This is a genomic window from Streptomonospora arabica, from assembly GCF_039531585.1.
Lineage (GTDB): Bacteria > Actinomycetota > Actinomycetes > Streptosporangiales > Streptosporangiaceae > Streptomonospora > Streptomonospora halophila.
Map to the genome: position 1 here is coordinate 83,995 of NZ_BAAAQI010000010.1, position 15,085 is coordinate 99,079.

Here is a 15,085-nt window from a genome sequence, read left to right on the forward strand (position 1 = left end):
GTCCGAATGGCGCGGTGATAATCTCGTAAGTTCAGCTACGGCCGCTACGGCCGCAGTCACTAGTTAGCACCAAGGGAGTTCCCGTGACCGAGACCCGCGATGACAACGTCACCTGGCTGACTCAGGAGGCGTATGACCGGCTCAACGCGGAGCTGGAGCACCTGACGGGCACTGGTCGCATCGAGATCGCCGACAAGATCGAAGCCGCCCGCGAAGAGGGTGACCTCCGCGAGAACGGCGGCTACCACGCCGCCAAGGAGGAGCAGGGCAAGATCGAGGCCCGCATCGCCCAGATCCAGAACATCCTGCGCAATGCGCGGGTGGGAGGGGCACCGCAGAAGGCGGGCACGGTCGGCCCCGGTATGACCGTCACCATCAAGTTCGAAGGCGATGACGAAGAGGTCACCTTCCTCCTCGCCTCCCGGGAGGAAAGCGGCGCGCCGATCGACGTCTACTCCCCGAAGTCGCCGCTGGGCAGCGCCATCAACGGCAAGAAGATCGGCGAGACGGTCAGCTACACCCTGCCGAACGGACGAAGTGCCTCCGTGGAGATCATCGACGCCGTCCCTTACGGCGCGGAGTCGTCCTAACGGCGCGATCAGCAGGCGGAACGCGCGGAAGGGGCGGCCCGAGGGCCGCCCCTTCCGCGTTGGGGGCGTTTTCCGACATGCGGTGCGGACCGATTGATTCCGTCCGATACCGCGGCTGGATTCGCGGCGCGCCGACTGCTCTCCGCTGAACTGGGACGCCGGAGGCCGACCCGTCCGGCGTCCGGTGGCCGGGCCGCGCGAGCGATGGCACCATATTCCGCGTGACCCCTTCCCCGTACTGGCACGGCGCTCCACCGCCCGGCGCACCCGGGCCCGGGCCGGCGCCCTACTACGGCATGTCGCCGCACCGCGGCCGCCCCACGGCCTCGTTCGGCCGGCGGCTCTCCGCCCGCATGGTCGACTACACGGTCATCAGCATGGCGGTGATCCTGTTCTTCATCCTGGTCTCGTTCCTCGCCGAGGCCTCGTTGCGCGGCGGAGAACTGGCCGACCGGTACTTCGACGCATGGGCCCTGCTGTTCTTCTTCGGCACCGGTCCGGTGATGTTCCTGCACGACTGGCTGTGCAACGCCGCGCGCGGGCGTACGCTGGGCAAGGCGGCGCTGGGCATCCGCGTCGTCCGCCGCGACGGCGGACCGCTGCGCCAAGGCCAGTCCGCCGGCCGCGCCGCGATCTTCGGCCTGCCGCAGGCCCTCCCGTGCCTGGGTCAGCTGTTCACGCTGATCGACTGCATGTCGGCGCTCGCCGACGCCGACACCGGGCAGAGCCTGCACGACCGCGCCGCCGGGACGGTGGTGGTGCGCGGCTGACCGCCGCGCCCCGCCCAGCCGGGGCGGGCGGCGGGCTCGTCCGCCCTCATGCGGGCGGGTCGGGGCCGTGGCGCCGCCGCGCACGTGGCCCGCCGGGACGTGGTCGCCCTCGCCGATGCAAAACCACGTGTCGCTGACGCCCTGCGGTCCGGTGGCCTCGGTCCCCTTCGCCCGGCACGCGACGTCGACCGCCGCACCGGCCGCCGCCGGCCCGCGCTCGGACAAGGAGCTGCCCGGCCCCGCACGGACGGGCCCGGTCGCGTTCGGCGAGCTCTGCGCGGGCGCCCGCGGGCGGCGGTCAGCGGCGGACGGCGGCCGGGGTCAGCCCTCGAACGCCAGCACGCAGGCCGTGAGGCTGTGCACGTGGTTGCGCCCCGCGACCGGGCCGATCTCGCCCGCCGCGAAGAAGCCGCCCACGCTCTCGATCCCGAGGTTCTGCTGCACCAGCCGCACGTCGTGGTCGGAGGTGGGAAACATCGACGAGCCGCGGCTGTTGCAGGAGAACAACAGCGCCGCGGAGGCGCGGCCGCCGAGCTCGTCGTTGAACGCCTGCAGGCGCTCGACCAGGTCGGAGGCCGCGCTGTCGTAGTCGCGGACCTGGAAGCGCACGGTCTGGCCGACCTCGATCATGTCGCCGATGGTCAGCGAACCCGACTCCGGATCGGCGCCCACGACCGAGCGCACCAGGAAGTCGCCGTGCTCGTGGGTGTCGGCGTACTCGTCCATGGCGATGCCGATGTGCAGGCCGTTGGCGGCCAGCTCCTGCTCCTCCGGCGGCAGCGAGTTGACCAGGCCCTCCAGGCGCTCGTAGGCGGAGTCGCCGGCCAGCTCCAGGATGACGTTGCCCTCGGACTTGGTAACGGCCATCGCCCGGCCGATCGGGCGGCACCCCTGGCTGACCATGGTGCCCGCGACACCGGCGCCGCCCAGCATCAGGCCGACCGCGCCCGCCTCGACGACCTCGCCGCCGGCGAAGAGCCGCACCGACTCCTGGCCGCGCATGCCGTCGGCGAGCCCGCCGACGAGCGGCAGCCCGCCCAGGGCGTCGGTGGAGCGCTCCACGAACGACTGCGCCGGAAACTCGTAGGGGTTGACCAGCAGCAGCGCGGCGCGGTCGTCGGAGTCGGGCTCGTGCATGCCCACCACGGCCAGGTGGTCGCCCTCGGGGATCACGTCGAGCCGGAAGGGGCTCAGCGTCACAGCGGGCAGGTGGGCCGCCCATACGCTGACCGCGCCCTGCTCCTCGACACCGCGTCCGCCGCCGACCACGCCCGTGGCGCTGCATCCGAGGGTGACCGCATCACCGGCGAGCGCCATCACGCGCCTGCCCGCCAGTGTCACCTCGTCCGGGTCGGCGCCGCTGACGAAGAAGCAGATCAGGTCGGCCGGGGCGTCGAGAGCGCGCGTCGCCTCGAGCACCGCCCGCTCGGCGGCGCTCACAAGGTCGGCGCCCGTCGCCAACGCGTCACCGAACCTGGTCATCGACCGCCACCTCGCTCATCGACCCGACTCCTCCAATCGGACCATACTCCCAGCCACACGCGGTCAAACCCTTCCGGCGCCGGGCGTATCCGACGGCTTTGCCCGACTTTCCTCGACATTCGCCGGTGTCCACCAGCCCGCGACCGCGGAATCCCGCGGCACCGCGATGCCGCACGCGCGCTGGCGGAATCGGCGCCGGTGCATAGACTCGACCCCGTGTCTGCCTCGACCAACGGCCACACCGCCCCCGACCACCTGCCCACACGCGAGCCCACCACCCTCGGCGCCCTGCGCGCCGCCGGGCACGTGCACCGCCCGGTCAAGCACGAGGTGCGCGACAACCTGATCGCGCGCATGCGTGCGGGCGAGGAGCGCTTCCCGGGAATCGTCGGGTTCGACGAGACCGTGCTCCCCCGGGTGGAGCGCGCCCTGCTTGCCGGCCACGACCTCGTCCTGCTCGGCGAGCGCGGCCAGGGCAAGACCCGGCTGATCCGCACCATATCGACGCTGCTGGACGAGTGGACGCCCGTCGTCGAGGGCTGCCCCGTGAACGACCACCCCTACGCCCCGGTCTGCTCGCGCTGCCGCGGGCTGGCCGCCGAGGCCGGCGAGGACCTGCCCGTGGCGTGGTGGCACCGCGAAGGGCGCTACGGCGAGAAGCTCGCCACGCCCGACACCGCCGTGGGCGATCTGATCGGCGACATCGACCCGATCAAGCTGGCCGAGGGCCGCAGCCTCGGCGACCCCGAGACCGTGCACTTCGGGCTCGTCCCGCGCTCCAACCGCGGCGTGTTCAGCCTGAACGAGCTGCCGGACCTCGCCGCGCGCATCCAGGTGGCGCTGCTGAACGTGCTGGAGGAGCGCGACATCCAGATCCGCGGATACGCGCTCCGCCTGCCGCTGGACGTGCTGCTGGTGGCCAGCGCCAACCCGGAGGACTACACCAACCGGGGCCGCATCATCACCCCGCTCAAGGACCGCTTCGGCGCCGAGGTGCGCACCCACTACCCGCTCGACCTGGAGGAGGAGACCGCCCTGGTGCACCAGGAGGCCGACCTCGCGCCGGGCGTCGTGGTGCCCGACCACCTGGTCGAGATCGTCTCCCGTTTCACCCGCCTGGTCCGCGACTCCTCGTCCGTGGACGACCGCTCCGGCGTCTCGGCGCGGTTCGCCATCGCCGGCATCGAGACCGTGGCCGCCTCCGCGCGCCGCCGCGGCGCCCTCACCGGCGAGGACCACCCGGTGGCGCGGGTCTGCGACCTCCCGCCGATCGTCGAGACGCTGCAGGGCAAGGTCGAGTTCGAGGTCGGCGAGGAGGGGCGCGAGAGCGAGGTGCTGGCCCACCTGCTGCGGCGCGCCACCGCCGAGTCGTTCCGCCGCACGCTGGGCGGGGCCGACCTGGCCGCGCTGACCGACCTTTTCGCCGACGGCGGCACCGTCGAGTCCGGCGAGCTGGTCAGCGGGAGCGAACTGCTGCGCGGCGTGGGCCCGCTGCCCGGCCTGGCCGACCTCATCGCCCGCCTCTCCCCCGACGAGGACACCGGCGAGACACCGGGGTTCGCGGCCGCCGCGGTGGAGTTCGCGCTGGAAGGGCTGTACCTGAACCGGCGGCTGTCCAAGGACACGGTGCGCGACCGCACCGTCTACCGGACCTGAACCGCCCGACCTGTGGCCGGAGGGGAGACCCCAGGTGAACCGCTTCCGCTACGGCGAATACGACGACGGACCCGACCCCCTCGCCCCGCCCTACGACGTGCGGGCCGCGGTCGACGAGATGGGCCGCGACATCATGGGCGGCGCCGACCCGATGCGGGCGCTGCGCGACCTGCTGCGGCGGGGCACCCAGGATGTCCGCGGGCTGGACGACATGCTGCGCGACGTGCGCCGCCGCCGCGAGCAGGTCCGCTCGCGCGGCAGGCTCGACGGCACCCTGGAGGAGGCGCGCGCGCTGCTGGACCGCGCGCTCGGCCAGGAGCGCGCCGAGCTGTTCCCCGACCCCTCCGACGACGCCCGGCTGCGTGAGGCCGAGCTGGACTCGCTGCCCCAGGACACCTCGGCGGCGGTGCGGCGGCTGTCGGACTACCGGTGGCGCTCGCAGGCCGCCCGGCAGAGCTTCGACGAGCTGCGCGACCTGCTGCGCCGCGAGGTGCTCGACACCCGCTTCCAGGGGATGAAGGACGCGCTGGCCGACAGCGGGCCCGAGGACATGCAGCGGGTGCGCGAGATGGTCGACGCGCTCAACGACATGCTGGAGGCCGACGACCGCGGCGAGCACACTCAGGCCGACTTCGACCGGTTCATGGACTCCTACGGCGACATGTTCCCCGAGGAGCCCACGCCGCGGAACCTGGAGGAGCTCGTCGACTCCCTGGCGCGGCGCGCCGCGGCCGCCCAGCGCATGATGGCCTCGCTGACACCCGAGCAGCGCGCCGAGCTGCAGGGCCTGATGGAGGACGCCGAAGCGCAGTCGGGCATGAGCCAGGCCTTGGAGCGTCTTTCGGGTGCGCTGCGCGCCCGCCGCCCCGACCTCGACTGGAGCGGCGGCGAGCGGATGGAGGGCGAGGAGGGCCTCGGGATGGGCGACGCCACCACCGCCGTGCAGGAGCTCGCCGATCTCGCCGAGCTGGACACCGCACTGAACCAGGGCTATGCCGGCGCCGGGCTGGACGACGTCGACGAGGAGGCGGTGCGGCGCGCGCTGGGCCGCCGGGCGGTCGACGACCTGGACCGGCTGCGGGCGGTGGAGCGCGAGCTGCGCGAACAGGGCTATGTCGAGGGATCGCGCAACCGGCTGCGCCTGACGCCCAAGGCGGTGCGCCGCCTCGGAGAGACCGCGCTGCGCGAGGTGTTCGCCGACTCCGACGCGTCACGCCCCGGCGGGCACGCCGACGACGCCGCCGGGCACTCCGGCGAGGCCACCGGCGCCACGCGCCCGTGGGAGTTCGGCGACGACGAGCCGCTGGACGTCGTGCGCACCCTGCGCAACGCGATCGCCCGCGGCGGCTCCCGCCCCGGCGGCGCGGTGCGGATGCATCCCGACGACTTCGAGGTCGCCGAGACCGAGCGCCGCGACGCCGCCGCGGTGTGCCTGCTGGTCGACCTGTCCTATTCGATGGCGCTGCGCGACCTGTGGGGCGGCGCGAAGCAGACCGCCATGGCGCTGCACTCGCTGGTGACCACGCGGTTCCCGCAGGACGCCGTGCAGGTGATCGGGTTCAGCGACTACGCGCGCGAACTGCCGCCCAACGGGCTGGCCGAGCTGTCCTGGGAGCCCGTCCAGGGCACCAACCTCCAGCACGCCCTGCTGCTCGCCGGACGGCACCTCGACCGGCACTCCGACTTCGAGCCGATCGTGCTCGTGGTGACCGACGGCGAGCCCACCGCGCACCTGCAGCGCGACGGTTCGGCGGCGTTCGCCTGGCCGCCCTCATCGGAGACCACGGCGGCCACTCTGGCCGAGGTCGACCGCATGACCCGCCGGGGCGCGAGCCTGAACGTGTTCCTACTGGCCGACGATCCGCGGCTGGAGCGCTTCGTGGACGAGGTCGCCCGCCGCAACGGCGGCCGCGTCGTCCGGCCGGACGCCGACCGGCTGGGCGGCTACGTCGTCCGCGACTTCCTCTCGCGCCGGCGCCGCGCGGGCTGACGAATCGGCGCGGGAGTGCGGAGCGGCCGCGGCGGGCGGTGCCGCCCGGCGCGCGCCGCTCAGCTTCCGGCGGCGGGTGCGGGCGCGCCGGTCTCGAAGCACAGCACCATGTCGGCGCCCATCGGAGTCACCGTCTCGGTCACCCGCAGCACCCGCTCGTCGGACCACACGGTGCGCAACGTGCGCAGGGACGGGGTGTCCGACGCCACGCCCAGCTCCGCCGCCTCGCCGGCGGAGGCGGCGTGCGCGGCGACCTCGTCGCGGTACCCGGTCTGCGCGTGGCCGCTGGCGGCCAGCACGGATATCGTGCCCGCGGCGATGTCCTCGGGGCCCTCCAACTCGGTTCCAGCCGCCAGGTCGAGGGGGTAGTAGGAGGTCTCCAGTGCGACGGTGCGCCCGTCGACGGCCCGTACGGCGCGCCTGACGAGTGCGGCGGACGTCCCCAACCGGGAAGCGACGGACGGCGGAGCCTGGTCCGTGCGCTCGACCTGGAGTTCCTTGCTCGGCCGCCGGCCCGAGTCCACGACGAACTGGTCGAAGGCGTCGTGGTCGCCGGCAGCGTCGCGTACCCGCTCCCGGCTGGCCGGATAGTGGAAGCTGGGGGATTCCTCGTTCACCGGTACACCTCTCGCAAATGGGCAGCAATCGCCTAGAGCTATACCCTTTTACGTCAAAGCATGACCGGCCTTTGCCCGCACTGTTCCCTTACCGGCGCCGCCTGCGGCGCTCGGCGTGCCGGGGCCGGATGCGGCCACCGCTGTGCGGGTCGACTCACCGCCTGTTGTGCGATTAGCGGTCGGTTGTTGCGCCTCACCCCTTCTGAAATGGGAAAGCGTCGAAATGCAGGAGGTCGGGAAGCGTTTACACGTCGGTCGGGACGGCGGCGGGCGGGGTCAGCGGTCGTAGACGTTCACATCGGTGGCCATCTGCAGCAGCTCGGGCGCGATCGCGCCCTCGGCGTAGAGCAGCTGGTGCCGGTCGGCCGGCAGGAACGTGCGGGTGAACCGGATCGGCGTGGTGTCGGAGTAGGCGACCCGCTCGTGGACCAGCAGCGGGACGCCGGGCCCCAGCGCGAACCGGGAGGACTCCTTGAGCGAGGGCATCTTGGCGCCGACGACGTCCCAGGAGCCGGTCTGCGGATACCCGAGCTCGGCCAGCAGCTTCTTGGTGCCCTCGGGGATGTTGGCAGGGCGGTCCAGGTCGGTGCCCTCGGCGATGTGGTCGGGGTAGTAGGACTCCTGGCGCTCCCACAGCCGCGGGCCGACGAAGCGGTCGCAACGGCGGATGACGACGAAGCCCCGCTGCTCCGAGGGGTCGAGGTGGAGCAGGCGGGCGAGGACGCCGGTGGCCGCCTCGCGACCGACCATCAGCTCCTCGCGCGGCTCGACGCCCTGCTCGCGGCGAACGCGCTCGACGTAGTTGTCGTAGCGCTCGTCGTCGGACTGGCCCTCGAACGGCGAGGCGAGGTGGATGGTGGGGCGGTACTCCCGCACCGTGCTTCCGCTGCCCTGCTTGGTGTTGATGCGCCCGCGGTTGGACAGCTCCTGCAGCGCCCGCCGCACCGTGTTGCGCGACGTGCGGTAGGTGTCGATGAGCTGGTCCTCGGTGGGAATGGAGTCGCCCGGAGCATAGCGTCCCTGGTCGATCTCCTCCATGAGGTCTTGAGCGATCTCGATATGCCGGGGCTCCATCGCCTCTCCCGAGGTTCACCAATTGGTGCCAATGATTCTACCCAGAAGCCTTGACTCATCATCCATGTCGGCGCATGGTTGTAGTTGTAGGAATGAATCTAATGAAGCTGAACAGGAGACAAAGACGTCTGAACCATATTGATCGGTCAGTCCGCTGGATTGGGTTCATTCCTCTCCCGGGCCACCCGCCCGGAGCGCGGACGCTGGACGGGCGCCCGCGCGCGACGAGAGGAGGGGAAACATGATGCCCCTGGTAATCGGGACCATCGTGGTGATCCTGGTCGTGTTCTTCAGCGTCCTGCTCGGAATGCTGGTCGCCGCGACCATCGGGATCAAGCGAAGCGATCGCGGTCACTACCGCGCTCTGCGCAACGGCCGCGGCGGCGACCGGACCTTCTCGGGCGCCGGCCGCACCTTCTCGGGTCTGCGGTTCGTGCGCGACGGTTCAGTCCCGGACGACGAGACCGGGAGCGAGGCTGAAGGCGGAGATGGAAAAGAGGACGGCTCCGCCTTCGGCCGGGAGAGCGCCCTGGTCTGACCCCCCGTAACATCCGAAGAGCGAACTCCGCCGTGAAGGCGGGCGGATCGCGTGCCCGGCCAACCCGGGCGCGCGGTCGCGTGTTTTCGGCCGGTGCACGGCGCCGCACCCGGCGCCGCACCGCACCGGTCCGGCCGAGGCCCCGGCGGGCGCGACACGCCCGGCGGCAATCCACTCGCGGACCCCGCCGAACCCGTAGCTTTCCACCAGCGAAACCCGATCGCGCGACCGCGCCGCGCACCGCGAGCGGTGCGGGAGCAACCCGGATCCGCCGGGGCCTGCGCACCGGTATCCGGACATCCGTTCGTTCCGCAGAAATTCACCTAGATAGGCAGGACCGCGCCGTGATCGACAACGGCCCTCTCCCAACCCCGTACTCCCCCCAGTGGGTCAGGCTTCCCGAGCCCTATGTCGACGCCGTCGCCCTGCGGCTGGCGGCAGGAGGCGTCGCCGTGCTCGACCATTGGAACGACCCGATGGACCCGCGGGACGCCACCGTGATCGTCTGCGGGCGCGACGGCGGCCGGCTGCGCTTCGTCTGGGACGAGGAGAGCGGCTGGCGCTACGGCCCCATGGACGACGAGGGCTGGGCCCCGCTGGAGGACACGCGGTACCTGCCCTGCGGCCTGCTGCCCGAACCCGGCGAGGTCGCCGCCGCGGTGCGCGACGTGCTGGCCGGACGCGGGGGCGGCGGCTGCGAGCGCCCGCGGTTCCGGTCCTTCCGCGACTACGGCGACGGCTTGGACGCCCGGCTGGCCGCCTACTCCGCCGTCGGCGCGGTTTAGCCACCGCGGCGCTCCGCCGCGGGGGCGCGGGCGGGCCGGTGCGCGCCACCGCCCGCGCGCCCGCGGCGGCCGAGGACCGCTCGACGGTCCTCAGCTCTCCAGCGCGCCGGCCAGGTCGGCCACCAGGTCGTCGGCCGACTCGATGCCGACCGACAGGCGCACCAGGTCGGCGGGGACCTCCAGGGGCGAGCCCGCCGCGGAGGCGTGGGTCATCCGGCCCGGGTGCTCGATCAGCGACTCCACGCCGCCCAGGGACTCCCCCAGCGTGAACACCCGCGCGCGCTCGCAGACCTTCAGCGCCGCCTCCTCGCCGCCGCGCACGCGGAAGGAGACCATCCCGCCGAAGGCGCGCATCTGCCGCTCGGCGGTCTTGTGCCCGGGGTGATCGGGCAGGCCCGGGTAGTAGACCTCGCTCACCGCCGGGTGGGCGCGCAGCGACTCGACGACGCGCTCGGCGTTGGCGCAGTGCCGGTCCATCCGCACGCCCAGCGTCTTGGCACCGCGCAGCGTCAGCCACGCGTCGAAGGGGCCGGCGACCGCGCCCATCGTGTTCTGGTGGAAGGCCAGCCGGTCGCCCAGCTCGGGGTCGGAGACCACGAGCGCGCCGCCGACCACGTCGGAGTGTCCCCCGAGGTACTTGGTGGTGGAGTGCACGACCACGTCGGCGCCCAGCGCCAGCGGCCGCTGGAGGTAGGGCGAGGCGAAGGTGTTGTCCACGACGAGCAGCGCACCGCTGTCGTGGGCCACTCCGGCGAGCGCCTCGATGTCGCTGATGGTCAGCAGCGGGTTGGTGGGGGTCTCCGCCCAGATCGCCACGGTCTCGGGCCGTACCGCGCGCCGCACCGCCTCGGTGTCGGACTGGGGCACGGCCTCCCACTCCACGCCCCAGCGCTCCAGCACCTTGGAGAACAGCCGGAACGTGCCGCCGTAGGCGTCGGAGGGGATGATCACGTGGTCGCCCGGCTTGGCCACGGTGCGCAGCAGCGTGTCCTCCGCCGCCATCCCCGAGGCGAACGCCAGTCCGCGGATGCCCGACTCCAGCGCCGCCAGGCACTCCTCCAGCGCGCCGCGCGTGGGGTTGGCGGTGCGCGAGTACTCGTAGCCGCCGCGGAGCCCGCCGACGCCGTCCTGGGCGTAGGTGCTCGTCTGGTAGATGGGGACCACGACCGCGCCGGTCTCGGTGTCGGCCTCCTGGCCTGCGTGGATGGCCAGTGTCTCGAACCCGTCGAACGTCATGGCCCACACACTAGATGAGCCGCCGGTGGGACTGCAGCCTCCCGCACGCCGCCGGTCGCGGTGCGGGGTCCGCCGCTCCCGGGCGGCGGGCCCCGGTCCTCAGGCCAGCAGTTCCTCGACGTAGACGTCCCAGTGCGGTCCGGCCTCGGCCGGGCGCACGGCGGCGCGCAGGCTCTGGGCGGTGCCGGGGGTGTAGAACCGGCGCAGCGCACCGGCCAGGTCCTCGGCGTCGTCGGGCTCGCACAGCAGCCCGTCGATCCCGTCGGCCACCCGGTCCGGCAGCGCGCCGGCGCGGGTGGCGATCACCGGCAGGCCGTGCTCGTGGGCCAGGTAGACGTTCTGGGTGGCCGTGGCCGCGCGGTAGGGCAGCACGAGCGCGTCGGCGCCGGCGAACAGCCCGGGCAGCTCGTCGGCCGGAACGTAGCCCTCGCGGAAGTCGACGCGGTCGGCGACGCCCAGCTCGGCCGCGAGGTCCCGCAGTCGCCGGGACCCGCCCCAGAACTCGCCGGCGACCGTGAGGCCGACGTCGGCGGGCGCGCCGCGGGCGAAGGCGCGCAGCAGCAGGTCGACACCCTTGTAGGGCCGCACGATGCCGAAGAACAGCAGGGTGCGCCGCAGCCCGCTCTTCGCGGCGGCCGGGCGGTCGCCCCGCGTTCCGGGCAGGTGCGGCGGCAGCGGCGCCCAGCGGACGTCGGCGGCCGGAGCGGCGAGCCCGCGGGCCAGGCGGGCCTGCTCGGGCGAGTGCGCCAGGACCGTGCCGACACGCCGCAGCAGTGCGCGCATCAGGGCCGTGTCGCCCCTCCGGCGCTCGTGCGGCAGCACGTTGTGGCACAGCGCCAGGGTCCGCGCCCCGGTGCCGATCCCGGCGAGGATCCCCAGGTACGGCACGGCCTGCGCGGGGATCAGCACGGTGACCACGACCAGGTCGGATTCGGCGCCCATTCTGCGGCCGGCCCGCCACCAGCCCAGCGGCCGGTTCCAGGCGAGCTCGCGCCGCGTGGCGCCGAACGGTTCGCCCTCGGGCGCCGAGACGGTCTGGCGGCCGGGGTAGAGCAGCGCCGGGTACTGGGCCCGCCAGGACTCGACGACCACCTCGTGCCCGCGCGCGGCCAGCCGGTGCGCCAGCTCGGTGGTGTGCCGCGCGCCGCCGCCCTTGTAGGGGTGGGTGGGTCCGACCAGGCTGATCCGCACGGCCGGCTCAGTCCCCGCCGCGCGAGCGCACGATCAGATCGGCCAGCAGCGCCATGGTCGCCACGATCAGGCCGCTGGTCAGCAGCATGATCGTGTTGTTGGGGATGTAGAGCGGCGCGCGGACCTGGTCGAAGACGAACTTCGCGGCGCCGATGCCCAGCAGCCACAGCGCCAGCGGCATCAGCACCTTGAGCGGGTTGAAGTACATGACCATCCGCAGCACCTGCAGCAGGTAGCGGTAGGCGTCGCGGACGAAGTGGAACTTGGAGGTGCCCGAGCGTTTGGCGTAGTCGATCGGGATGTAGTGCACGAGGTGCTGGTTGGACAGGAACGCCAGTGTGATCGTCGTCACGCAGGAGAACCCCGGTGGCAGCAGGCGCAGGTAGGGCAGCGAGACCTCGCGGCGGAACGCGCGCAGGCCGGAGTTGAGGTCGGGGATGCGGGTGTTGGTCAGCCGCTCGGCGAGCTTGCGGATCAGCCACTTCATGGGGACCCGCAGGAGGCGGTGCGTGCCCGACTCCTGCGTGCGCGCGCCGACCACCTGGTCGATGTCGGGGTTGGCGGCGAGCAGGTCCACGAGCTCGGGAATGCGCTCGTTCGGGTAGGTCATGTCGGCGTCGGTCCACACGACGATCCGCCCGCGGGCGCGCCGGGTGCCGATGCGCCGCACGGTGCCCGCGCCCCCGTTGTGCCCGAAGGCGAGCACCCGCAGGCGCGGGAACAGCGGCTCGGCCTCGCGCAGCAGGGCCAGCGTGTTGTCGGTGGAGGCGTCGTCGACCGCCAGCAGCTCATAGGAGTGGTGGGAGGCGTCCATCGCGGCGCAGACGCGCTCGACCTCCTTGACGACGTGATCCTGCTCGTTGAAGCAGGGCAGCACGATCGTGACGTCGGGCGCCGACTCGGGCCCGCCGGGTTCTTCGTTCAACGACATCTCGCTCACGGTGGGAATGACGTAGGAGGCACCGACTCGGGCCCGCCGGATTCTTTGTTCAACGACATCTCGCTCACGGTGGGAATCAGGATAGCTCCGCGACCGGGGCGGCCGGTCAGCGCACGACGGCGATCCACACGTCGCCGTCGAAGACCCACGCACCCGCGGGCGGTTCCATCAGGGTGCTGGGATCCTGCTCCGCGTGGACGTCGAACGGGTGGCGCACGGGTGTGCCCGGCTCCACGTAGGGCAGGATGGCGCGCGGCTTCGACGCCGCGAGTACGGGTGTGCGGCCGCGCTCCTCGATCCCGGCGATGATACGCGCGACGTCGCGCTGGGGGTCGGCCGAGGACAGCCCCGCCGTGGGCACCCCGCACATGCCGCGTACGAGCTGCATGTAGCCCCCGTAGACGCCGTCGACCATGACCACGCTGGCATCGGCGGGTATGGCCCGGCACAGTTTGCGCACGGCCGCGACGCTGCCCACGTCGGAGCGGTAGGTCATGACCCCCGCGGCGGTGAGCGCCGTGGGCACCAGCATCACGGCGACGCCGGCCGCTGCCGCCGCCGCGGCCGCAGAGCGGCGCACCCACGGCCGGTCCGCGCCGGGCTCGGTGAAGAGCCGGTGTGCCAGCCAGGCGACGAACCACACGGCGAAGAGGACGAACGCCGGCAGCACCAGCACGATCAGCCGCCTGCTCGCCCAGGGGTGGTCGGGGGTGATGGCCGGGCGCAGCAGTGTGGTGACGACGGTCCACGACAGCACCATCGCCGGCAGCACCCACTGCGGAGCCCGGTGCTGCAGGATCCGCCGCACGACCAGCGCCGCGCCGAAGGCGGCCAGCAGCACCGTGCTCAGCCCCACGTACCAGCCCACCCAGTACAGGCTCATCTCGTAGTAGGTGCGATCGGGGGCGAAGGGCAGGCCCTCGATCTCCTGGACCCGGCCGATGTAGGCGGCGGTGGCCTCGTCGCCGTGCCCGAGGTCGGTGTAGACCAGCGGGCGCAGCGCCAGGGCCGCCATCACCGCGACCACGGACAGGGCGGCCGCGGAGGGCAGCCACCGCGGCCGGTCGCCGCGCGGGAGCCCCCGCCGCCACAGCAGGGCAACCGCGGCCGCGACCGAGACCACCACGGCGCCGCTGATCCACAGCAGCGGGACGAGTGAGGCCGACAGGTGCTCCAGGTAGGGGCGGGAGAGCCCGTATCCGGCCACGGCGCCGTAGCCGGCGCCTACCACCAGCCCGCCCAGCAGCGGCAGGGCCTGGCCGCGCCGGGCGACCAGCAGCAGGCCGGCGAAGGCCACCAGCGGCAGCAGGTCGCGCAGCGCGGTGATGCGCACGACCAGGCCCAGCCCGAACACCAGCCCGGCGACCGCGGCCAGGGTGTGCCAGCGGGTCCAGCCGCGCGGCTCGACTGGGCGTGTCAGCGCGTCGTAGGCCAGCACGAGTGCGCCCAGCAGCAGCACCTGGGCGACCGGCTCGCTGTAGGTGGACCGGCTGACCCACTGCTGGGTCTGGCACACCGCCAGCACCAGCGCTGCGGCGGGCGCCCAGCGGGGACCGACGAGCCGCGCGGCGAGCCCGCCGAAGGTCAGCACGCCCAGCCCGCCGACCACCGGCGGGACCAGCAGCATGCCGGGGATTCCGCCCAGCCAGTGACCCACCGTGTAGACCAGCGGCGCGCCCGCGAGGAACTGCGGCCACACGACGTCGCCGACCTCGTAGTAGGCCAGGCTGCCGTAGACCAGCGCGTTGTCGCCTCCGGCGATGAGGTCCCGCCGCTGCGGGATCGGCAGCGAACCGTGCTCGGCGATCCAGTGGGTGAACTGCGCGTAGGAGGCGGGATCGCGCCGGATGACCAGGATCTCGGAGTGGTAGCCCAGCTGCACCGCGGCGAAGGCGGCCGCGATCGCCGCCGTCAGCACGAACGGCCACCACGGCAGACCCGGCCCCCGCCCGGCGCCCGCGGGCAGCGCGGGCACGAGCCGGAACGCCCCCAGCAGGCCCGCCGCCACCGCCGGGATGCCCAGCAGCGCACCGGTGACCGGAGAGAGCACCCCGGCCACGAGCAGCGGGAACGCGACGAGGAGCCACGCCGCAAGGACGACGGCCGGTGCCGCTGTAACGCGGGCGAACACGCGCGCGGAGGTCGATCCCATGAAGGCACCTTCTCAGCTTCGGCAAACGGGTCGCGCCACGGACCGACCGCCGTCCTGCCCGGCC

The 15,085-nt window shown here is 73.0% G+C and carries 13 protein-coding genes; 6 read left to right on the forward strand and 7 right to left on the reverse strand.

All coding sequences use genetic code 11. The features are described 5' to 3' along the window. The first annotated feature begins 83 nt into the window (after positions 1-83). A complete protein-coding gene (gene greA / locus ABD284_RS16915; protein WP_344144491.1) occupies positions 84-590 on the forward strand; it encodes a transcription elongation factor GreA in 507 nt (168 codons plus the stop codon). Positions 591-811: 221 nt separating this feature from the next. Beyond that, a complete protein-coding gene (locus tag ABD284_RS16920) occupies positions 812-1,360 on the forward strand; it encodes an RDD family protein (RefSeq protein WP_344144493.1) in 549 nt (182 codons plus the stop codon). Between the two features lie 321 nt (positions 1,361-1,681). Here the strand turns inward: ABD284_RS16920 and ABD284_RS16925 are convergent, their stop codons facing one another. After that, entirely contained in the window at positions 1,682-2,842 is a 1,161-nt protein-coding gene (locus ABD284_RS16925; RefSeq protein WP_344144495.1) for an FIST signal transduction protein, read from the reverse strand. 216 nt (positions 2,843-3,058) lie between these two features. Here ABD284_RS16925 and ABD284_RS16930 point away from each other — a divergent pair, with 216 nt between their 5' ends. Both ABD284_RS16930 and ABD284_RS16935 read left to right on the forward strand, forming a co-directional pair. Continuing rightward, the gene (locus ABD284_RS16930; RefSeq protein WP_386698980.1) at positions 3,059-4,498 is read left to right on the forward strand and encodes a sigma 54-interacting transcriptional regulator; all 1,440 of its coding nucleotides are present in this window, start codon (positions 3,059-3,061) and stop codon (positions 4,496-4,498) included. Positions 4,499-4,532: 34 nt separating this feature from the next. Continuing rightward, positions 4,533-6,488: a vWA domain-containing protein gene (locus ABD284_RS16935; RefSeq protein WP_344144497.1), complete on the forward strand. Its 1,956-nt coding sequence runs from the start codon at positions 4,533-4,535 to the stop codon at positions 6,486-6,488. Between the two features lie 59 nt (positions 6,489-6,547). Here ABD284_RS16935 and ABD284_RS16940 read toward each other — a convergent pair whose 3' ends face one another. Continuing rightward, complete coding sequence (locus tag ABD284_RS16940) at positions 6,548-7,105, reverse strand: UTRA domain-containing protein (protein WP_344144499.1); 558 nt, start codon at positions 7,103-7,105, stop codon at positions 6,548-6,550. Positions 7,106-7,381: 276 nt separating this feature from the next. Next, complete coding sequence (locus tag ABD284_RS16945) at positions 7,382-8,179, reverse strand: GntR family transcriptional regulator (protein WP_344144501.1); 798 nt, start codon at positions 8,177-8,179, stop codon at positions 7,382-7,384. A 241-nt stretch (positions 8,180-8,420) separates the two neighbouring features. Here ABD284_RS16945 and ABD284_RS16950 point away from each other — a divergent pair, with 241 nt between their 5' ends. Beyond that, a complete protein-coding gene (locus ABD284_RS16950) occupies positions 8,421-8,717 on the forward strand; it encodes a hypothetical protein (protein ID WP_344144503.1) in 297 nt (98 codons plus the stop codon). 344 nt (positions 8,718-9,061) lie between these two features. Then, on the forward strand, positions 9,062-9,502 hold the full coding sequence (locus ABD284_RS16955) for a DUF6292 family protein (RefSeq protein WP_344144505.1): 441 nt from the start codon (positions 9,062-9,064) through the stop codon (positions 9,500-9,502). A gap of 90 nt (positions 9,503-9,592) precedes the next feature. Here the strand turns inward: ABD284_RS16955 and ABD284_RS16960 are convergent, their stop codons facing one another. The 4 genes from ABD284_RS16960 to ABD284_RS16975 all read right to left on the reverse strand — a co-directional run bounded on the left by ABD284_RS16960 (position 9,593) and on the right by ABD284_RS16975 (position 15,021). Continuing rightward, entirely contained in the window at positions 9,593-10,738 is a 1,146-nt protein-coding gene (locus tag ABD284_RS16960) for a cystathionine gamma-synthase (protein ID WP_344144507.1), read from the reverse strand. A 99-nt stretch (positions 10,739-10,837) separates the two neighbouring features. Further along, complete coding sequence (locus ABD284_RS16965; RefSeq protein ID WP_344144509.1) at positions 10,838-11,929, reverse strand: glycosyltransferase family 4 protein; 1,092 nt, start codon at positions 11,927-11,929, stop codon at positions 10,838-10,840. Positions 11,930-11,936: 7 nt separating this feature from the next. Further along, entirely contained in the window at positions 11,937-12,860 is a 924-nt protein-coding gene (locus tag ABD284_RS16970) for a glycosyltransferase family 2 protein (RefSeq protein ID WP_344144511.1), read from the reverse strand. Between the two features lie 115 nt (positions 12,861-12,975). Then, positions 12,976-15,021 (reverse strand): hypothetical protein, encoded by a 2,046-nt coding sequence (locus tag ABD284_RS16975; protein ID WP_344144513.1) that lies wholly within the window; start codon positions 15,019-15,021, stop codon positions 12,976-12,978. Positions 15,022-15,085 lie beyond the last annotated feature (64 nt).

Excerpts from the sequence above, each read along its gene's own strand:
- ABD284_RS16970 (WP_344144511.1), bottom strand. The coding sequence starts at position 12,860 with ATGTCGTTGAACGAAGAACCCGGCGGGCCCGAGTCGGCGCCCGACGTC.
- ABD284_RS16950 (WP_344144503.1), top strand. The coding sequence starts at position 8,421 with ATGATGCCCCTGGTAATCGGGACCATCGTGGTGATCCTGGTCGTGTTC.
- ABD284_RS16925 (WP_344144495.1), bottom strand. The coding sequence starts at position 2,842 with ATGACCAGGTTCGGTGACGCGTTGGCGACGGGCGCCGACCTTGTGAGC.
- ABD284_RS16975 (WP_344144513.1), bottom strand. The coding sequence starts at position 15,021 with ATGGGATCGACCTCCGCGCGCGTGTTCGCCCGCGTTACAGCGGCACCG.
- ABD284_RS16945 (WP_344144501.1), bottom strand. The coding sequence starts at position 8,179 with ATGGAGCCCCGGCATATCGAGATCGCTCAAGACCTCATGGAGGAGATC.
- ABD284_RS16960 (WP_344144507.1), bottom strand. The coding sequence starts at position 10,738 with ATGACGTTCGACGGGTTCGAGACACTGGCCATCCACGCAGGCCAGGAG.